Below are 20,118 nucleotides of genomic sequence, written 5' to 3'. Positions count from 1 at the left end.
CGATTTCAAACAACCGGCATCAAACGATAGCCAGCAGCTCCACCTCAAAGATCAGAGTGGCGTATGGACCGATCGCCCCACCCGCGCCACGCTCACCGTAGGCCAGGTTATAGGGCACGGTCAGACGCCACTTGGAGCCCACCTTCATCATCTGCAGCGCTTCGGTCCAGCCGGCGATGACCCCACCAACCGGGAATTCCGCAGGCTGGCCGCGATCCACTGAGCTGTCAAACACAGTGCCGTCAATCAGAGTACCGTGATAATGGGTACGAACGGTTGAAGATTGAGTCGGCAGCTCGCCATCACCCTCGACCAGCACTTCGTACTGCAGCCCGGACTCAGTCACGGTTACGCCGTCTTTCTTGGCATTCTCTTCCAAATACTTCTGGCCATCGGCAGACATCTCCTTGGCCTTCTCCGCTTCCGCAGCCTGCAAACGACCCTGGATTTCACGGAAGGCAGCATTGATATCGTCTGCGCTCACCTGCAGATCGGCGCCATTAACCGCATCGGTAAAACCGGCCAGGGCGGACTCAATATCAAACCCTTCGAAAGGCGGGTTAGAGACCTGATCGCCCAGCTGGCGACCCACACCGTAGCTGGCTTTGGCTTCCAGCGACTCAAACTTATCGGACATTTGCACTACTCAGTCGGTTAAAAGGCCGCAATCTTACCACAGACCCCGGGGCTCCCCCTAACGCCATCCGACCAATGGTGCCTTTTCACAATACCTCTCAGACCTTGAACTCATTACGATGATATTACGCAGGTGATCCGCATGGGATATAAAATTACAATGAGGCAAATGACATGGAGAACTGCGGTTTCAGAGGTGGTCGGGGCGTTGTTTTCGGAGCGTAAAGGAGGAGCGCCGAAGGAGTGAAAAAGACCGGCGTTTTTTGCCGGGCTTTTTCGGGACTGAGGGAAGCCTGGAGGGCCGCCCGACAGCTCCGAAAACAACGCCCCGACCGCCTTATGAGGCACAGAACCCGAAGCCCCGGAACCAACGCACCAACCACGGCATGAGGCACAGAACCCTGCGCCTCAGAACAGACAAGCTTTACTCAACAAAAACCCGGGCATTACGGAACAACCGCATCCAACCGCTATCCTCGGTCCAATCATCCGGATGCCAGGAGTTATTCACCGCACGGAAAACCCGCTCAGGGTGCGGCATCATAATCGTGGCCCGGCCATCCTCAGATGTCACACTGGTAATCCCCTGGGGAGAACCGTTCGGGTTAGCCGGATAATCCTCCGTCAACTTACGGTGATTATCCAGATAACGCATCGACACCAAGCCGCTGTTGTGACACTGCTCCAGCGCCTCCTCAGAAGCAAACTCCGCGCGACCCTCGCCGTGAGCAACCGCCACTGGCATATAACTGCCCGCCATACCCGCGAACAACACCGAAGGCGACTCCTCGATCCCGACCAGACTGAAGCGTGCCTCAAACTGCTCAGATTGATTGCGGACAAAATGCGGCCAGTGATCCGCACCCGGCACCAGCGACTTCAGATTCGACATCATCTGACAGCCATTACACACCCCGAGACTGAACGTATCCTGGCGGTGGAAAAACGACTGAAACTGATCCCGCGCCTGAGCGTTGAACAAAATCGTCTTCGCCCATCCCTCACCGGCCCCCAACACATCACCGTATGAGAAGCCACCACAGGCAACCAGCCCCTTATAATCAGCCAGTCTGGTGCGGCCCGCCAGCACATCACTCATGTGCACATCCACAGCCTCGAAGCCGGCCCGGTCAAACGCCGCCGCCATCTCCACATGGCCATTCACACCCTGCTCACGCAGAACCGCCACCTTGGGTCTTACACCCTTGGCAATATAAGGTGCGGCAACATCTTCGTCCTGGTCAAAACTCAGGCTCACAGCCAAGCCAGGATTCACCTGAGTCACCAACTCAAACTCAGACTTGGCGCAGTCTGCGTTATCACGCAATGCAGCAACCTGATAACTGGTCTCACTCCAAAGACGCTGCAGCTCCTGACGGGACTCGTCATAAATAATCTCGCCATCCGCCTCAACTCGCAGCGTATCGTGCGTGTTGATCCAACCCAGCTTACAGGCCTTAACACCGGCTTTGGCAAAGCGCGCAATCACCGCATCCGTCTCGCTGGTGCGGGTTTGCAGAACCGCACCCAACTCCTCATTGAACAGTGCCGCCAGATGATCGTCGCCGAGACCATCGATATTGATATCAACACCACAGTGACCGGCAAACGCCATCTCCGCCACCGTCGCGAACAAACCTCCATCGCCACGATCGTGATACGCCAACACCTGATCCGCTTCCAGGCTCTCCTGCATGGCTGCGAAGAAACCTTTAAGCTCTTCGGCGCTATCCACATCCGCGGGCGTATCGCCCATCTGGTTATAGACCTGCGCCAGGATAGAGCCGCCGAGACGGTTTTTACCATTGCCCAGATCCAACAAAATCAGATCGCTGGAACCGAGGTCAGTGCGCAACTGAGGCGTTACCGTTTTGCGAACATCGGGCACCGGCGCAAAGGCAGAGATCACCAGAGATAAAGGCGCGGTCACCGCTTTGTCTTCACCACTGTCAGTCCAGGCGGTACGCATGGACATGGAATCCTTACCCACAGGAATGGTAATACCCAACTGTGGGCACAGCTCCATGCCGATGGCTTCCACCGTACGATAGAGCTTCTCGTCCTCTCCGGGATGGCCCGCGGCGCACATCCAGTTGGCCGACAACTTAACATCGGACAACTTTTCGATACGCGTGGCGGCAATATTGGTCAGCGCTTCACCGATCGCCATGCGACCGGATGCAGGGCCGTCCAGCAACGCAACCGGCGTACGCTCACCCATACTCATGGCTTCACCGGCATAGGTGTCATAAGCCTGAGTGGTTACCGCACAATCGGCTACCGGCACCTGCCAGGGCCCGACAAACTGATCACGCACAACCTGCCCGGTTACCGAGCGATCACCAATGGTGATCAGGAAACTCTTGCTGGCAACCGAAGGATGCTGCAAGACACGCTCCGCCGCTTCGTAAATTGATAAACCTTCGGTAGTGAACGCCTGCGTCTCGTAGCTTCGGGTCTCGGCGGTGCGATGCATCTTGGGCGGTTTGCCGAACAACACCGACATGGGCAGGTCCACCGGCTTGGTGTCGAAGTGAGTATCGTTGAGCACAATGTGATCTTCGGCAGTCGCATCACCCACTATCGCATAGGGGCAGCGCTCGCGCTCACAGATGGCTTCGAAACGCGCCAGATCCGCAGGCATGATGGCCATCACGTAGCGTTCCTGCGCTTCGTTACACCAGATTTCCAGCGGGCTCATGCCGGGTTCATCATTGTTGATTTTGCGCAGCTCAAATACCGCACCACAACCGCCGTCTTTGGCCAGCTCGGGAAAGGCGTTGGAAAAGCCACCGGCGCCCACATCGTGAATAAAGGCAATAGGGTTTTGATCGCCCAGTTGCCAACACTGGTCGATAACCTCCTGACAGCGACGCTCGATCTCGGGGTTTTGACGCTGCACCGAGGCAAAATCCAGATCTTCTGAGGAAGAACCCGAAGCCATGGAAGAGGCCGCACCACCACCCAGACCGATCAACATGGCAGGGCCGCCCAAGGCAACCAGCTTGGCACCCGGTTCAAACTCGTCCTGGTCCACATGCTCGGCTTTAATGTTGCCGTAACCGCCGGCCAGCATAATGGGCTTGTGATAACCGCGGCGCTCGCCGTCAAAGTTCTCTTCAAAGGTACGGAAGTAACCACAGATATTGGGGCGCCCGAACTCGTTATTAAAGGCAGCGCCGCCAATTGGGCCTTCGATCATAATATCCAGAGCGGTCACAATACGACCGGGTTTGCCATAGTCCTGTTCCCAAGGCTGGCCGTAACCGGGAATCTGAAGATTCGACACCGTAAAGCCGGTCAAGCCCACTTTAGGCTTGGAGCCACGGCCTACCGCACCTTCGTCACGAATCTCACCACCGGCACCGGTACCGGCTCCGGGGAAGGGAGCGATTGCGGTAGGGTGGTTGTGGGTTTCCACCTTCATCAGAATATGGATATCTTCCTGGTTGTATCCGTAGCTCTTGGTTTCCGGATCCGGGTAGAAACGCCCGGCCTTGCTGCCGACTATCACAGAGGCATTGTCGGCGTAGGCAGACAATACGTCCTCACCGCCTTTCTCATAGGTATTTTTGATCATGCCGAACAAAGACTTGGGCATGTCGCTGCCGTCCAGCGTCCAGGAAGCGTTAAAGATTTTGTGGCGGCAGTGCTCTGAATTCGCCTGGGCGAACATCATCAGCTCCACGTCCACCGGGTTGCGCTCCAGCTCGGTAAAGCTCGTCACCAAATAGTCGATCTCGTCTTCGGCCAGCGCCAGGCCCAGCTCCACATTGGCTTTCTCCAGAGCAGCGCGGCCACCGCCGAGGATGTCGACACTGGTCTGGGGCTTCGGCTCATCATGGCTGAACAGCTGCTCGGCAGCATCGAGACGATCGAATACGGCTTCCACCATACGATCATGTAGGGCAGCGACAATAACCTGAGGATTACTGACACCGGTAACCCGATAAGCAATGCCCCGCTCCAGTCGGTTGATCTGCTTCAAACCTGCATTGTGGGCGATATCGGTGGCCTTGGACGACCAGGGCGAGATGGTGCCCGGACGTGGCACCACCAGAAACAAGGTCCCTGCCACCTCCTGACTCTCCGCTTTCGGTCCATAGGTGAGCAGCTGCTTAAGCACCTCCGACTCAGCGTCGGTGAGATCACTGTCGATGTCGGCGAAGTGCACATATTCCGCGTAGACCGAGGTCACCTTGGCATCGGCCTGTTGCAAGGTTTCGAGGAGCTTGTCGGTACGGAATTGGGAAAGAGCCGGAGCGCCACGCAGGGTCAGCATAGTCTGTTAAAACCTCTTGGTTTTTGGGGTGTGTTGGAGCGGTCTTGAAAGGGCGGCCATTGTACTGGATATCCGCCGTTGTGGCAGCAATTGAGCAAAAATCTTGTCGATCACGGATCAAGCCGTAGGGCGCTCCCCTTGCCCGCAGGCCGAAAGCAAAAAAATAAGGTGAGAAAACGCTCGGAGTGCAGATTTTCTGCCGATTCAACGGGTTTTGGCAGATACATCACCCTTTTGGGGCTACCGCAGTGTTGGCTTTCGCCTCCCGGAAACATTGTTATCGGCACCCATCCGAAGGTAAAAACAGCGCAGCTCTACTACAATATCCATTGAAAAACAAGCTGGTGGTTCTCGGATTTGGCAGGTAAAATCGCGCAAAATTTGCACGAAATCGTCAATTTTTGAGGTCTTTAGTGGCCAGGACGAAATCGCGGACAATCGAACCGAACACCGACTCACAAGCACAGTTAAACAACAGACAGACCAACAACCTACGAATATAACAAGCAGGCGCCGAGTAAGAGAGCGCGGATAAGCCGGCAAGAAGCCGGACAACAGGGTCAAAATCGCACAGGGCGAATAGGTGACAAGCCGACAGAAGGCGTGCACCTATCAGGAAAACGCCGACAGGAGCCATAAATGCGACAGAGACAACTTATCGGACGTGCCATCCGACACCTGCTTAGCCTCACCCTGGTGGTGACGGCCGGCCTGTTCCTGTCTGCCAGCCACACCCCCACTGCCCTTGAGCAGGTTCTCGCCAGTGGCGAACTGACCATCATCTCCCGCAATGGTCCCACCACCTACTATGAAGACAGCCGCGGCATGGTTGGCTATGAATACACGCTGGCCAAGGCCTTTGCCGATGACCTGGGCGTGAAGCTCAACATTTCCGAAGAAGAAAATCTGGGACGCATCTTCCACCAGGTTGGCGGCGACCAGGGCCAATTGGCCGCGGCAGGCCTTGCGGTTACCGATACACGCCAGCGCCAGGTGCGTTTCACGGCTTCCTATATGGAAGTCACACAACAGGTGATTTACCGCACAGGCACTGCCAGGCCCAGAAAGGTACAGGACCTTATCGGCAAGAGCCTGCTGGTCATCTCTAACAGCGCTCAGGCCGAACTGTTGCGGGAGATGCAGCGGCAGCACCCCAAACTGCGCTGGCACGAGCAGTCAGATCTGGAAATCCTCGATCTGATGGAGAAAGTCCATAAAGGCGAAATTGATTTCGCGGTGGTCAGCTCCAATGCCTTTGACCTCAATCGCGCCCTCTACCCGCGCGCCAAGGTCGCTTTTGATGTCAGCGAGCCCCAGGCAGTGGCATGGGCGTTTCCGAAAGGTGTGGATGACAGCCTGCTGGACCGTGCCAACGGTTTTATCGCCAGGGCCCATGAGTCGGGCATGCTGCAGGAAATGAATGAATACTACTATGGCCATGTGGACGGTCTGGACGCCGGTAGCGCCCTCACCTTTGCCCGCCGCCTGCAGACACGCCTGCCCCGCTGGCAGGAATACCTGCAGATTGCCGGCGACATGTTCGATCTGGACTGGCAACTGCTGGCCGCCATCAGCTACCAGGAATCCCACTGGAACTCCCGTGCCCAATCCTATACCGGTGTGCGCGGACTGATGATGCTGACCAAAGTCACAGCGGCTGAAATGGGCGTGGAAAACCGTCTCGATCCCATCCAGAGCATCTATGGCGGCGCCAAGTACTTTAAAAAGATCTTCGATCGCATCCCCCAGGATATTCAGGGCGCGGATCGCACCTGGCTGGCGCTGGCGGCCTACAATGTGGGCTTTGGCCATATGGAAGACGCCCGGGTGCTGACCGAGCGCATGGGCAGGGACCCCGACAAATGGGTCGACGTGCGCGAACATCTGCCGCTGCTGGCCAAACGCAAGTACTATCGCCGTGCCAAACACGGCTACGCGCGCGGTTGGGAACCGGTGCAATACGTACAGCGCATCCGCAGCTACTACAACACCATCGCCTGGCACCAGCAGGTGCAGCAGCGGCGCATGGCCCAGGTCAAGAAAGACGCCGAACTGGTGCCAGTGCACTTTTCCGCCGCCGAACAGGACTCCACCTCGCTACTCTAGTTTGTCGCATAGGGATAACCGGGCGTTAGGAAGGGTAAAGTTATCCTCCCTGCCCTTTTAATTGCCCCCCACAAACCTAATGATGAATCTCTCATGCCCCCGAGATTCATCCATGGAAACCGATAAGCCCAACAAGAAGCTGTCTGTATTACTTCATCTCACCGGCTACCTGCGCCCCTACAAAGGCACCCTGGCGGCGGCCGCTGTCGCACTGGTATTCACGGCGCTCGCCACCCTGGCCATCGGTCAGGGGGTCAAAGTTCTGATCGACCAGGGATTTGTAGAGCAATCCCGACAACAGCTGAACCTGGCGATCGCCTTTATCACCGCGCTGATCTTCGCTATGGCGATCGGCACCTTTACGCGCTTTTATCTGGTCTCCTGGCTGGGTGAAAGGGTTTCCGCCGATATTCGCCGAGCCGTGTTCGACCACATCATTGAGCTGCATCCGAGTTACTTCGAGACCAACAAGAGCGGCGAAATCATGTCCAGGCTGACCACGGACACCACTTTGCTGCAAACCATCATCGGTTCCAGTTTATCGATGGCCCTGCGTTCAGCACTCACGTTTAGCGGCGGCCTGATCATGCTGATGGTCACCAACCTGAAGCTGAGCCTGATTGTACTGGGCAGCGTGCCAGTGGTTCTGTTGCCGATCCTGCTCTATGGCCGCCGGGTCAGGCGCCTGTCCCGCGAGAGCCAGGACTCCATCGCCCATGTGGGCAGCTACGCCGGAGAGGCGATTCAGCATATCAAAACCGTGCAGAGCTACACCCGGGAATCCAGTGAAAAACAGGCCTTTGGCCAGGAAGTGGAGAACGCCTTTAACGTCGCCCGCAAGCGTATCCGCCAACGCGCCATTTTGATTGCCGTTGTGATATTGCTGGTGTTCGGTGCCATTGCCGGTATGTTGTGGGTGGGCGGCAATGATGTTCTCTCCGGTGCCATGAGTGGCGGCGATCTGGGCGCCTTTGTGTTCTATGCCATTATGGTGGCTACCGCCGTGGCCACCTTGTCTGAAGTGTTCGGAGATCTGCAGCGCGCTGCAGGCGCTACCGAGCGCCTGCTGGAACTGCTCAACGTGGACAGCGTGATCACTGCGCCGACTCAACCCTCAAAGGCAGACGCCCTGGCCCCGCGCCTGCAGTTTCGGAACGTCACCTTTCACTATCCCTCCGCGCCGGATCGCCCCGCCATCCGAGGTCTGAATCTCAATATTGAGGCCGGAAAGTCCGTGGCATTGGTGGGCCCCTCAGGTGCCGGCAAATCCACCCTGTTTGAACTGTTACTGCGGTTTTACGACCCCGGCAGCGGTGAAATCGATCTCGACGGTACCGATCTGCGCCAGTTACTCCCCAATGACCTGCGCCGACAAATTGCGCTGGTACCGCAGCAACCGGCATTGTTCTCGGGCAGCGTTAAACGCAATATCGCCTATGGCCGTGAAGACGCCAGTTTCGAAGATATCGTTGCCGCCGCCAAGGCCGCCCACGCCCATGATTTTATTTTGCAGCTGCCTGAAGGCTATGACAGTGAACTGGGCGAGCAGGGGGTAAGGCTCTCGGGCGGCCAACGCCAGCGCATCGCCATTGCGCGGGCCATTCTCAAAGATCCACGCATTCTGCTACTGGACGAAGCCACCAGCGCCCTGGATGCCGAGAGTGAATATCATGTGCAGCAGGCACTGGCAACATTGATGGAAAATCGCACCACGCTGATCATCGCGCACCGACTGGCAACCATTCAGCACGCGGACTCTATCGCGGTATTGGATCAAGGACAGCTGGTGGATATCGGAACCCACCAGAGCCTGCAACACAGTTCGCCACTGTACCGGCGATTGTGTGAACTGCAATTTAGCGACAGTATTGAGGAGGCTCTGGCCTGAACAGAACGACAGAGACGCAGAAAGCTGGCATTCAGGCTGTCGGCCTATTCATTTTGGCCTTCTGATTTGGCGGCCTTCCGAGCCACCTTTAGCTCTTCTCTGCGTCGTTTGAAAAACGCCTGGATACCCTCGCTGGCTTTTTCCGCCAGCACGCCGCCGACATATTCCACCTGATGATTAAATTGCGGCTGCTCAAACAGATTGCCGTTACTGACTACCGCCCCGGCTTTGGGTTCAGTGGCTGCAAACACCACCCGTTCAATGCGGCTGTGAATGATGGCGCCAGCACACATGGTGCAGGGCTCGATAGTGACATAGAGGAAAGCGCCCGGCAGGCGATAGTTATTCTGGTGTCGGGCCGCCGCCCTCAGCGCAATAATTTCCGCATGAGCGGTGGGATCACAACCGCTGATAGGCTGATTCCAGCCTTCACCAATAATTTCGCCATCGAGCACCACCAATGCGCCAACCGGCACCTCCCCCAGAGATTCCGCCCGGGCCGCCAAATCCAGCGCCCGCTCCATCCAGTAGGTGTCGTCCTTCACGTCAGGTGGCGTCATAACACTGCACCACAAATTCCGTTGTCACCGACAGGCTCTGCATGGATTGCAGGCGCGCCCTACCTTCCTGGCTGCCCCGCCAAACGAAAGGGGTCATTTGCAAGAGCGCAGCCACCTCCTGGGCCGAGGTCAGTGACATGGTAGCCTTAACCGCCCTCGTCGCCACTTCAATCATACCCTCGGGAACCTCTGGTATACGATGCAACTTGGGTTGTTGATAGAGTTCCTGTTTGAGCTCCTGCAAATGCCTTGGCCCTGGCACCACTCGCCAGAACTGCCCACCGGGTTTCAGCACTCGGAGCACCTCCGACACATCTCCCGGTGCAAAGATGCGCAACACCAGATCCACGCTGTCAGTGAGTACCGGCAGTTGGAAGCTGCTGGCGACTGCAAACCGGATGTCTTTGTATTGCGCCGCTGCCAGGCGTGCCGCCTCCTTGGAAATATCCGAGCCGTACAGCTCCATTGCCTTTCCTGTCTGCTCCAGGGCACGCTGTAGCTCGGACAGGTAGTAGCCTTCTCCACAGCCCGTGTCCAGCACCGTCAGTGCCTCTCGCTGCGCCACAAAGTCAGTCGCCATCCCCTGCAATGCCGCCGCCAGGGGTTGATAGTGCCCCCCCTGCAGAAATTCGCGGCGCTGCAGCAACATCTGTCGATCGTCGCCGGGAGCGCGAGAACGCTTGTGGTGGGCAGGCAGTAAATTCAGATAGCCCTGCCGGGCCCGATCAAAGCGGTGCCCGTGGGGGCAGCTGGCGACCGATGCCTCCACTGATAAAGCTTGCTGGCACAGGGGACAGGCCCAAATCAAAGCCTTAAACCCCCTCAAAAGCCAGTACAGGTGCCTCAGGATATTGAGACGCCTCAAAGGCACCCTGGTAGGCAAAACGTTCGCGCCTTTCTCCCTCGAACTCTACACTGCCAGCGAACATCTCCAGGGGACGCACCCACCAGCTGTAATCTCCATACAGGCAGCGGTAAACCACCAGCGCCTCTTCGGTTTCGCTGTGGTGAGCAACGTTAAAGACCTGATAGTCGCTGCCCTTGTAATGACGATAGACACCCGCCTGCATTGCAATCCTCTCAATTAACACGTTCAGCTGTGGAAAAGCCGGCCATGGTACCACTATCCATGCAAACTATTGCAGAGAATGTCACCGAGGTTACGGTTGCCCCCTCTCGGGGAGACTAAACTCTGGCTATCGACATTTCACCGACGCCAAAAAGTAAGGAGAAGCCAATGAGTGTTAACGACATCGTCATGAATCAGGAATCCGGTATGAGCGGTATTCCCGGCAGCAGCGACGAGCGCACCCCCGCCCAGGAGCGACAACACCGCAAGCGCATGCTGACCGCCGCCTTCCGTCTGTTCGGTAAATTTGGCTTCGACGAGGGCGTAGCCGGGCATATTACGGTGCGCGACCCGGAGCGCCCGGATCACTTCTGGGTCAATCCGATGGGCGTTTCCTTCAAAAAAATAAAAATGTCCCAGCTGTTGCTTGTCAATCACGACGGTGAGGTGGTCGAAGGCAGCGGTTTGTTGAATGGCGCCGCTTTCACCATCCACTCTCATATCCACAAGGCTCACCCACGAATTACCGCCGCCGCCCATTCCCATTCGCTCTACGGCAAAAGCTGGTCAAGCCTCGGGCGTCCACTGGACCCCCTCACCCAGGACGCCTGCGCCTTTTATGAGGATCACGTCCTGTTTGATGATTTTACCGGTGTGGTGCTGGAAATGAGTGAGGGCGAGCGAATTGCCGCCGCCCTGGGCGATAACAAGGCCGCCATTTTGCAGAATCACGGTCTGCTGACGGTCGGAGAAAGCGTGGAAAGCGCCACCTGGTGGTTTATCACTATGGAGCGCACCTGTCAGGCTCAATTGCTGGCCGAAGCCGCGGGTACTCCCAAGCTCATTAAGCCTGAAGCCGCCAAGATTACCCACGAAACCGTCGGCAGTGAACTGGCCGGATGGTTCAGTTTTCAACCGCTGCTGCAGGTGATCACCGACGAACAACCCGATATGTTTGACTGAACCCAATGTGTAAAAATTTCTGTCAGTTTTCACATTTGACAGTTATTACCGTCACATTTGACCCTTTTTAACCTATATCTCTTTGGGCGCGGCGGCTAGAATGCGGGTCTACCCTGAGTTTTGGATGGAGCTGCTGTATGCCCAAGGTCACCATTGCCGTCTATGACGGTGCCCGTCTATCCAGCTTCAGCAACCTGCTCGACACCCTGGATATTGCCAATATGCAGTGGCAGAAGCAGTACGAAGCCCGTGAAGCCCTGTTCGAATGGCAGCTGGCATCCCCTGGCGGCCGCGCCGTAACCAGCGCCACCCGCATGCCAGTGGTTCCTGACTGCTCTCTGGCGGACGCCGGGCGTTCCGATATCGTCATAGTGGCTGCCGGCAAGTATTCCAACAAGTACCACTACCCCCAGTTTCTGGACCAGCAGCGGCGCCTGATCAGCTGGTTGCGCCAACAGGGTGAAGCCGGCTCCGACATTGTCGCCTCTTGTACCGCCACCTTCCTGCTGGCCGAGACCGGCCTGCTGGATGGCTTGCGCGCCACCACCACCTGGTGGCTGGCCAATCTGTTTCGAGAACGCTACCCCCGGATCGAGCTGGACGTGAACAAGCTGCTGGTCAACTCTGAAAACTACATCATCGGCGGCGCCGGCAACACCGACTCCCTGGTAGCCATGCAGCTGATCGAGCGCTATATGGGACCGCAGATTGCCGCTCTGACCTCCAAGCTGATGCTGGTGGACGCCAACCATGTGGAGCAGACGCCCTATATGACGCTGCAGCAGCAACTGCAGCACAATGACTCGCTGGTGGCTGAGGCCCAGAGCTGGCTGCAAGTGAATATGCGCGAACCCGGCGCCCTGGACAAACTGGCGGACCATCTCAACGTCAGCTCCCGCACCCTGATCCGTCGATTCAAGCAGGCCATGGACATCACCCCCAACCGCTACCTGCAAAACCTCCGTATCGACACCGCCAAAAGGCTGCTGGAGACCAGTGGCAGCACCATTGAGGCCATTATGCTGCAGGTAGGCTACAACGACCTCAGCTCCTTCAGCCGGTTGTTCCAGCGCAAGACCGATTTGACCCCCCGAGCCTACCGCAGCCGATTTGCCTATGTCGATGGTGGCCAGGACGAATCAATGGCGGGTTAGTGTCCTGTCTGGATAACTGAACAATAAGTGCGCATTAATACAGATATACTCCGAATCGAGGTTTATCTTCCGGCCAGATTTTTATATCCTTCGGCACCAAAATTTAACGAGTGCTGCGCGCTCAGATTGTGATATCCAGCCTGTAACCAAGAGGATTTACCATGCCAGTGATTAACTACATCGAAGCTAATGGCGACAAACGCGAAATTGAGGTTGCCGTCGGCGACAGTGTGATGCAGGGCGCGGTAGACAATATGATCGACAGCATCCTGGCCGAGTGCGGCGGCGCCTGTGCCTGTGCCACCTGCCATTGCTACGTGGACGAAGCCTGGGTTGGCAAGATTCCCGCCGCTGAAGACGCGGAAAAAGATCTGCTGGATGCCGTGGTAGACCCCAAAGACAACAGCCGCCTGAGCTGCCAGATCGTCGTCACTGAGGAAATGGACGGTCTCGTTGTTCACCTGCCTGAATCCCAGTACTAAGACCATCCGCTGTACTTCGTAGCAGCCCGCTTGAGGGCGACCGGTCGTGCTCAGAGCGCGCTGCTACGGTAAGCATTGAGCCATGGAAAATTGCCATAGAATCTCTGAGGGCGACAGGGTTGGAGCCTGCTGCTGCGAAACCCGCTGTTCGAAACTGATCGACGCAGACATGACGACCAATTAGTCAGTCATCGATCAAAAACGTCGCCGAAACCGTCGCCTCGATGCTGTGCTGCCCCACGTTGACTCTGGGAGCCGGAGATGACATGGCCGCCGATTCACGCTTCATCGCGGTGATCACGAGCGGAGACGGTGCCTGCCAGCGGGTATCCACGTTCAACACCAGCACCTCGCCAACATCCTGATCCAGCGGCTCAAGACCCGCTTGAGCCTTGCGTTTGGCCATTTTCACAGCTTTGGCGATCGCTCTCAGCTCCAGCTCATCACGATTGCTGAAATCAAACTGAGTGGGCTGCAGTGTGGTTGCCCCGGACTTGACCAGGCCACCGTAGAGTGACGACAGTTTGCTGATCTCACGCAATTTGGCGGTAAAGTTGGCGTGTGCTTTGTAGCCGCTCAACTGGCGGGGCTTGTCTCTCTGATAGTGCCACTGCGGGCTGACCAGCACCTGGGCCGCCTGCAGATCCTTGGATTTAACACCGCGATCCAGGAGGTACTCTACCAACCGGTCAAGCTGTTTTTGCGCTTTTCTGACCGCCTTTTCGGCACTGTCCTCAAGCACCTCCACGCGGCCACTGACAATGGCGATGTCGGGATTGGCCATCACCTCACCCCGGGCAGAACTGGACACCTGCGGTGGCGCCCCTTTGGCCTGGGCCAGACTCCAGACGCTCAATAAACACACCAGCACAATCAGGTTTTTCATCGGTATTACCTCCCTGTTACGGAAATTGTGACTACTCTTACATTAGCAAAACATTCGAACCCGGGATGAACTGCGGTTACAATTCGCCCCCCGAAAAAACAGCGATGTAAGCATTCAACACCATGGCTCTTAAAGCAACCGTATTCAAAGCCACTCTCAATATTGCCGATATGGACCGGCACTATTACGAGGAACATTCACTGACCATTGCCCGTCATCCATCGGAGAACGATCTGCGCATGATGACTCGGCTGGCAGTATTTGCGCTCAATGCTGAACCGCAACTGAACTTTACCAAGGGACTGAGTACGGACGATGAACCGGACCTGTGGGTGAAGGACTACAGCAACCATATCGTGCACTGGATTGAATTGGGTCAACCGGACGAGAAACGCATCCGACAGGCCAGCGGCCGCTCAGACCGGGTCAGCATATACTGTTACAGCGGCCAGGCCGCGGAAATCTGGTGGGAACAAAATCGCAGTACCCTGCAGCGGTTCGCCGAGTTAAGGGTGTTCAATTTTGATCACGAAGCGCTGCAGCAGCTGACCGACATGGCTCAGCGCAACATGCAGTTGCACTGCACGATTCAGGACGGCGAGCTGATGGTCAGCGACGGCGAACACAGTGTCACCGTCACCTGGCAGCAGTGGTTCCCTGCCTGACCGGCACCGACGACAGGATAAATTCAACCGCCTGTTGACAGTCGTCGGTAATCAATACCGAATCCAGATCTTGTTCGGATATTGTGTGTTGGGCGAGCATCGCCCCGTCGATAAAATCCCGCAGATGTTTCCAGTAGTCCACACCGACCACCACCAGTGGAAAGCGCTTGATCTTGGCGGTCTGGATTAACGTCAGGGTTTCAAACACCTCATCCAAAGTACCGAAACCACCCGGCAACACCACAAAGGCGCTGGAGTACTTCACCAACATAACCTTGCGCACAAAAAAGTGATTAAACTCCGTCCAGATATCCAGATAGGGATTTGGCTTCTGCTCCATGGGCAATTCAATGTTGCAACCGACGGATAAGACATCAGCGTCGCGGGCACCGCGATTGGCGGCTTCCATAATACCCGGACCGCCGCCGGTCATGATGGCAAACCCCGTTTCGCCCAAGTGACGCGCCACGTTCCTGGCCAGCTGGTAATAGGGGTGGTGCTCCTCAAATCGCGCAGAACCGAAAACGGTAATACAGGGCCCGATACGACGCAATCGACTGAACCCATAGTAAAATTCCCGGGAGATGCGCCAGCAGTTCAACAGATCTTGCAAACTCCCCTGCGCACCTTCGAGCAGTGCCTGATCCCAGCGAGGCTGCAAACGGCGGCGATGCGGTAGTGGCACGCTTAGATCTCCTCGCCCCGTTTGTCTGACTCTGCTGCAGCTACCTCTGACTCTTCCAATAACGGTTGGCGCAGCAGATAAATCGTCACGCAGCTGCCGATAAACACCAGAGTGAGGCTCGCGTACAAACGCCCAATAATCAGTGAGGAACACAACATACTGACCCAGAGCAACAGGATCACGCGATTGCGCACCTTGCGCGGAATACCCTGGCCATCCTCCCAGGAGCGCACAATCAACCCCAGGCGGGGATGATTGCGCAACCACTGATGGAAACGCTCGCTGGAGCGGGCAAAACACCAGGCGGCCAGCAGTATAAACGGCGTTGTAGGCAGGATCGGCAGAAAGATACCGATAACCCCCAACGCCACACTGAGCCAACCCAGGCTGATCAAGGCATAACGCTTAACCATCAGAGATTCTCCTCAACTGCGGAAAATCAGTGCTGATGACCACCAACACCGTGGGCATGGCCATGGGCCAGTTCTTCTTCCGTGGCCTCACGAACATCAACGATCTCAACCGCGAACACGAGAGTCTTGCCGGCCAGCGGATGATTGGGGTCCACATCCACATTCTTTAGCCCCACTTTCACCACAACCGCCTCCTGAGGTCCCTTTTCGGTATTGATATGCACCACCTGCCCGACGTTAATCTTGCCCTTGGTCACCAGGTGTTTTTTGGGCACCCGCTGGGGTGGAAGCTCCTTGCGCTGGCCATAGCCGTTGTCCGGGTCAACCGTGACGTCAAAGCTGTCCCCCGCAGAGCGTTCTTCCATGGCGCTTTCCAGCCCTCGCAACATGCCACCGTGGCCGTGCAGATAGAGCACCGGGTTACCATCGTGGGAATCTTCGAAGATGTCACCACCCTCTTCCTTTAGGCGGTAATGGAAAGAAACAACCTTATCTTTACTTATCTGCATAGATACAACCTTAACCGAATTGATGGCCGCAGTATGGCCAGTCATAGAAAAATTGGCAATCAGAGCTCGTGCAAGCGAGCGCCCACGCCGTCAATAAACGCCTTCAACTCCGGCACAGCGTTATCGGGCAAAGACACCTCAAAACTGACCCGCTCGCCGTAGTCCACTCCGCTGACCTGCCCCTGATGCTGGCCCAACCAGTGCCGCAGAGGTTGCTCCAGTGCATAGTCACCTTGCACCTGACACTGGCTATAGGGCACCTGATCCTCGGTTTCCAGTTCTGTCATTGCCAATTGAGCCGCATGGCCGTAAGCCCTTACCAGGCCACCGGCCCCCAACTTGATTCCCCCAAAATAGCGAATTACCACCAGCATGATGTCTCCGACCCCCTTGTGCTGCAACACATTGAGAATCGGCTTGCCAGCCGTGCCACTGGGCTCGCCGTCATCGGACATGGCCACCGTGGTGGGAGAATGGGGGTTTCCAATCAGATAAGCCCAACAGTGATGGCGGGCATCGGGGTAATCCAATCGGGCCTGCTGCAACAACGCCATGGCTTCCTCGCGGTTGCTCGCTCTGGCGGCGCGGGCGATAAAACGGCTTTTCTTGATCTCGTATTCCACTGCAACGGCTTCGGCAGGCACGGCATAGGTGGGGCGGGGCTGTTTCATACAGGTTCCTGTTGGCGCAACTGCCGAACCAGCTCCGCCAGTCGTTCGATGCGTTCATTACTCAATTGGCGATAATCCAGATAAGGACATACGATCAAGCGCCGACTGGCATCGACAGCAAAATGCGCATCCAGCCACACCAGATTGTTGAGACCCAGTGCCGCCGCGTAGGTCTTACCGGCGACAATGTGAATGGCTTCAGCCTTTTCGGTATCCGGAGGACTGAATAACAGCGCCTCCCGGCAATCGGCCTGCAGCAGCCGGCGATCACGGTACTCCTGCCAACTGCCCCACTGCTGCACAGGAGCGTCCCCAAGCGTCATCAGAAACTTGGCATATACATTAAACACCTTGCGCCAGTGGTTGCTGGTATTGCCCACAATGTGATCCAACTCCCCCGGCACCAGCGGCTTGAGCAGATTGAGGTGGGGGTAATCATCAATGGGCGGACGGTTGGCGATACAGAAGGCCAACTGGTAGCCCTCACTGCCAAACCCCACCGCCCGGTCTGACGCACTCATAGGGCAGATTCATCGGGTCATTCGGGCCGGGGACTATACCATTTTTCATTCAGCTTGCGTTCATCATACCCCGGCTAGGCTTATACTGTTGAGTAGAGACCCTAAAGTCATCTTTGGAGCCAACCATGGACGTCACCGCCCCTATTCGCACCACTCTCCTCTGCGCAGCCGTCGCCGTTGGGCTGAGCGCCTGTATTGCACCCAGCGAGCAGCACAACGGTGGCATCATCATCGACCGCAAAGGCGTGGACATGCAGGCCTACCAGAACGACCTCGACGAATGCAAAGTCTACGCAGCCGAAGTCTCCCGCGCCGAACGCGCGGCGGAAAAAGGCGCCAAAGGCGCGATTCTGGGTGGCGCCATCGGAGCCATTATCGGCAATAGCGGCACCGCATCCCGCGGAGCCGGGGTCGGCGCCGTCACCGGCGGCGCGGGCGGATTCAGTCAAGCCGAGCGCGAACAACAGCGTATCATCCGCAACTGCCTGATCGGTCGGGGGTATAGAGTCCTCAACTAGCTGGATTGAGAGTCCTCAACTAGCTGGGTATAGAGTCCTCAACCGGATGGATATAGAGTCCTCGACTGATTAGGGATTCAACGCCACAGCAGGTACAATAGCGCCCTTTTCGACAGCCAGAACGACAAGGGCAGGCACTCCATGGCCATCCAGTGGTACCCCGGGCACATGCACAAGGCCCAAAAGCAGATCCGCGAAGTACTCCCGCAAGTGGACCTGCTGATCGAAGTGCTGGACGCACGCATTCCCTATTCCAGCGAAAACCCCGCCATTGCCGAACTGCGCGGTGACAAACCCTGCATCAAAGTCCTCAGCAAAACCGACCTGGCCGACCCGGACACCACGGCGGCCTGGCAGCAGTACCTGGAACAGGAAAAGGGGGTGAAAACCCTCGCCATCACCACCGAGCAGCCCGGCAAAATGAAGTTGCTGATCGACCTGTGTCGCAAAATGCTGCCCGAAAAAGACGCCGGCTTCAAAACCATTCACACCATGATTGTGGGTATCCCCAACGTTGGCAAATCCACCTTGATCAATACCCTGGCCGGCAAAACCATCGCCAAGACCGGCAACGAACCCGCCGTCACCAAAAGCCAGCAACGCATCAACCTGGGCAGCGGCATCATTCTCTTGGACACCCCCGGTATCCTCTGGCCCAAAGTGGAAAACCCAAAAAGCAGCTACCGCCTGGCCGCCACTGGCGCCATCAAAGACACCGCCATGGAATACGACGACGTTGGCTTCTTCACCGCCGAATTCCTTATTAAGGCCTACCCAGACCTGTTAAAACAGCGATTCGACCTCGACCACATCCCCGCCACCGAACTCGAATTCCTCGAACTCGCCGGCGCCCGCCGTGGTGCCAAAGCAGCGGGCGGCCGGGTCAACCTGCACAAAATCTGCGAAGTGCTGATCAATGAACTGCGCTCCGGACAGCTGGGCCGCATCACTCTGGAAACCCCGGAGATGATTGACCAGGAAAAGATCGAAGTCGCAGAAGCCCAAGCTCAAAAAGAAGCCGAAAAACAAGAACGCAAACAACGCTTCAAGGCTGGGTCCCGAGATCCGCAACCCGATGGTGAACCCCGAAAAAAAACCAAACCAAAGACGGCCAACAAAGCTAAGAGCGCCAACAAAAAAACCTCCGGCGTGGCCGGCCCCAAAAGCGGCTGCCAACTCAATCGCAGCAAACCCAACAGCAAATCCAGCGGTCGGGGTAAAAGCCCCAGTCGCCCGGGAAAACGACGCTAAACCATGACTCGAACACTACTGACCCTGGGTGCTTTCGCACTAATCTGCGCCCTTGCCTTTGTGGTCTTGAAACCGCAAAACCCACAAAGCCCAATGGGCACTCCCGCTAACCTGCCCTGGCAAATCGACACCCACGCCGACCAGACCAGCAGCGTCTTCGGGCTCACCCTCGAACACACCACCGTTGCTGACGCTCTGCAGACACTCGGCGAAGACCACGAACTCGGCATCATCAGCGACAGCAACGACAACAGCGGGCTCGAAATCTACTACAGCCACTTCAAAACCGGCCCCCTGCAGGCCAAACTGATTATTGCGGTCCAGGCCGACCAGACCCAACTCATCCAAATGCAGGAGAACGCCAGCAGCGCCAGCTTCACCAGCTCCGGCTCACGCAAATTCCTGCTTAACGAAAACGACCTGCAAAACATCCGCCACTGGCCCATCGCCAGCCTTAACCTCATACCCGCCGCCTCACTCGACGAAGACATCATCCTCGCTCGCTTTGGCCAGCCCAGCGAACGCATCAGAGTTGACGAAAACAGCGAACATTTCCTCTACCCGGACAGAGGTCTGGAAGTCGTCCTCAACCAAGAAGGCAAAGAACTGTTGCAATACGTGGCACCAAGATCCTTCGAAAAACTCTCAGCCCCTCTGCAACGGTACCGAACAAAATAAGAAAGTTGAGGCACAGCAGTTCATTCACCGCAGAACTAAGGTGGCTGGTGGTTCCGTTTTCCGAGCATCAAAGAGGGCGCCGAAGGAGCTAAAAAGACCGGAGCTTTTTGCCGGGCTTTTTGGCGACTGAGGGAAGGCCGGAGGGCCGCCCGACCGCTCGGAAAACGGAACCTCCAGCCGC

General features: G+C 56.8%; 20 protein-coding genes. 9 read left to right on the top strand and 11 right to left on the bottom strand.

The annotated features are described in order from the left end of the window. Positions 1 to 19: 19 nt before the first annotated feature. Together HBA55_RS30645 and purL are read right to left on the bottom strand one after the other, a co-directional pair. Positions 20 to 637: a BamJ family beta-barrel-assembly machinery protein gene (locus HBA55_RS30645; protein WP_166999405.1), complete on the bottom strand. Its 618-nt coding sequence runs from the start codon at positions 635 to 637 to the stop codon at positions 20 to 22. 423 nt (positions 638 to 1,060) lie between these two features. Beyond that, the gene (purL, locus tag HBA55_RS30640; RefSeq protein ID WP_166999403.1) at positions 1,061 to 4,918 is read right to left on the bottom strand and encodes a phosphoribosylformylglycinamidine synthase; all 3,858 of its coding nucleotides are present in this window, start codon (positions 4,916 to 4,918) and stop codon (positions 1,061 to 1,063) included. A 639-nt stretch (positions 4,919 to 5,557) separates the two neighbouring features. Between purL and mltF the strand changes: the two genes are divergently transcribed. Beyond that, the gene (gene mltF / locus HBA55_RS30635; RefSeq protein WP_166999401.1) at positions 5,558 to 7,024 is read left to right on the top strand and encodes a membrane-bound lytic murein transglycosylase MltF; all 1,467 of its coding nucleotides are present in this window, start codon (positions 5,558 to 5,560) and stop codon (positions 7,022 to 7,024) included. A 112-nt stretch (positions 7,025 to 7,136) separates the two neighbouring features. Then, positions 7,137 to 8,912, top strand: a complete 1,776-nt coding sequence (locus HBA55_RS30630; RefSeq protein WP_206020051.1) for an ABC transporter transmembrane domain-containing protein — start codon at positions 7,137 to 7,139, stop codon at positions 8,910 to 8,912. 44 nt (positions 8,913 to 8,956) lie between these two features. Here HBA55_RS30630 and tadA read toward each other — a convergent pair whose 3' ends face one another. From tadA to HBA55_RS30615, 3 genes are read right to left on the bottom strand one after another with little or no spacing between them, the layout of a single operon-like run. Next, entirely contained in the window at positions 8,957 to 9,472 is a 516-nt protein-coding gene (gene tadA / locus HBA55_RS30625) for a tRNA adenosine(34) deaminase TadA (RefSeq protein ID WP_166999397.1), read from the bottom strand. Beyond that, positions 9,459 to 10,343: a putative RNA methyltransferase gene (locus HBA55_RS30620; RefSeq protein WP_338109492.1), complete on the bottom strand. Its 885-nt coding sequence runs from the start codon at positions 10,341 to 10,343 to the stop codon at positions 9,459 to 9,461. Before HBA55_RS30620 ends, tadA begins: the two co-directional genes overlap by 14 nt. Then, entirely contained in the window at positions 10,285 to 10,542 is a 258-nt protein-coding gene (locus HBA55_RS30615) for a DUF1653 domain-containing protein (RefSeq protein ID WP_206020050.1), read from the bottom strand. The genes HBA55_RS30620 and HBA55_RS30615 overlap by 59 nt, the downstream gene beginning before the upstream one ends. Positions 10,543 to 10,709: 167 nt before the next feature. Between HBA55_RS30615 and HBA55_RS30610 the strand changes: the two genes are divergently transcribed. From HBA55_RS30610 to HBA55_RS30600, 3 genes are all read left to right on the top strand, one after another. Then, positions 10,710 to 11,504, top strand: coding sequence for a class II aldolase/adducin family protein (locus HBA55_RS30610; RefSeq protein WP_420821516.1), 795 nt, complete (start codon positions 10,710 to 10,712; stop codon positions 11,502 to 11,504). 137 nt (positions 11,505 to 11,641) lie between these two features. Next, entirely contained in the window at positions 11,642 to 12,658 is a 1,017-nt protein-coding gene (locus HBA55_RS30605) for a GlxA family transcriptional regulator (RefSeq protein WP_166999393.1), read from the top strand. 161 nt (positions 12,659 to 12,819) lie between these two features. Then, positions 12,820 to 13,140, top strand: a complete 321-nt coding sequence (locus HBA55_RS30600; RefSeq protein ID WP_166999391.1) for a 2Fe-2S iron-sulfur cluster-binding protein — start codon at positions 12,820 to 12,822, stop codon at positions 13,138 to 13,140. A 184-nt stretch (positions 13,141 to 13,324) separates the two neighbouring features. Here HBA55_RS30600 and HBA55_RS30595 read toward each other — a convergent pair whose 3' ends face one another. Next, positions 13,325 to 14,026, bottom strand: coding sequence for an SIMPL domain-containing protein (locus HBA55_RS30595; RefSeq protein WP_166999389.1), 702 nt, complete (start codon positions 14,024 to 14,026; stop codon positions 13,325 to 13,327). Between the two features lie 122 nt (positions 14,027 to 14,148). On the opposite strand from HBA55_RS30595, the gene HBA55_RS30590 reads away from it, so the two are divergent. Continuing rightward, a complete protein-coding gene (locus HBA55_RS30590) occupies positions 14,149 to 14,691 on the top strand; it encodes a YaeQ family protein (RefSeq protein WP_166999386.1) in 543 nt (180 codons plus the stop codon). Here HBA55_RS30590 and HBA55_RS30585 read toward each other — a convergent pair. Genes HBA55_RS30585 through HBA55_RS30565 form a run of 5 tightly spaced genes read right to left on the bottom strand, consistent with a single transcriptional unit; the run spans position 14,663 to position 17,490 of the window. Further along, entirely contained in the window at positions 14,663 to 15,376 is a 714-nt protein-coding gene (locus HBA55_RS30585) for a TIGR00730 family Rossman fold protein (protein WP_206020049.1), read from the bottom strand. The two genes, HBA55_RS30590 and HBA55_RS30585, sit on opposite strands and share 29 nt — an antisense overlap. A gap of 2 nt (positions 15,377 to 15,378) precedes the next feature. After that, entirely contained in the window at positions 15,379 to 15,789 is a 411-nt protein-coding gene (locus tag HBA55_RS30580) for a YbaN family protein (protein WP_166999383.1), read from the bottom strand. Between the two features lie 26 nt (positions 15,790 to 15,815). After that, a complete protein-coding gene (locus HBA55_RS30575) occupies positions 15,816 to 16,298 on the bottom strand; it encodes an FKBP-type peptidyl-prolyl cis-trans isomerase (protein WP_166999380.1) in 483 nt (160 codons plus the stop codon). Positions 16,299 to 16,357: 59 nt separating this feature from the next. After that, positions 16,358 to 16,969 carry a YigZ family protein gene (locus HBA55_RS30570; RefSeq protein ID WP_166999378.1) on the bottom strand — a complete coding sequence of 204 codons (612 nt, stop codon included), beginning with the start codon at positions 16,967 to 16,969 and terminating at the stop codon, positions 16,358 to 16,360. Further along, a complete protein-coding gene (locus tag HBA55_RS30565; RefSeq protein WP_166999375.1) occupies positions 16,966 to 17,490 on the bottom strand; it encodes a DUF6942 family protein in 525 nt (174 codons plus the stop codon). The genes HBA55_RS30570 and HBA55_RS30565 overlap by 4 nt, the downstream gene beginning before the upstream one ends. A 125-nt stretch (positions 17,491 to 17,615) precedes the next feature. Here HBA55_RS30565 and HBA55_RS30560 point away from each other — a divergent pair, with 125 nt between their 5' ends. From HBA55_RS30560 to HBA55_RS30550, 3 genes are all read left to right on the top strand, one after another. Beyond that, entirely contained in the window at positions 17,616 to 18,008 is a 393-nt protein-coding gene (locus HBA55_RS30560) for a glycine zipper family protein (RefSeq protein WP_166999372.1), read from the top strand. A gap of 141 nt (positions 18,009 to 18,149) precedes the next feature. Continuing rightward, positions 18,150 to 19,259 carry a ribosome biogenesis GTPase YlqF gene (gene ylqF / locus HBA55_RS30555; protein ID WP_166999369.1) on the top strand — a complete coding sequence of 370 codons (1,110 nt, stop codon included), beginning with the start codon at positions 18,150 to 18,152 and terminating at the stop codon, positions 19,257 to 19,259. Positions 19,260 to 19,262: 3 nt separating this feature from the next. Beyond that, on the top strand, positions 19,263 to 19,937 hold the full coding sequence (locus HBA55_RS30550) for a hypothetical protein (RefSeq protein WP_166999366.1): 675 nt from the start codon (positions 19,263 to 19,265) through the stop codon (positions 19,935 to 19,937). Positions 19,938 to 20,118: the final 181 nt, after the last annotated feature.

Origin of the sequence: Pseudomaricurvus alkylphenolicus, from assembly GCF_011683955.1 — a bacterium.
Taxonomy (GTDB): Bacteria; Pseudomonadota; Gammaproteobacteria; order Pseudomonadales; family Cellvibrionaceae; genus Pseudomaricurvus; species Pseudomaricurvus alkylphenolicus.
Note: the sequence above shows the minus strand (reverse complement) of the source record. Positions and strands in the feature narration are given on the sequence as shown.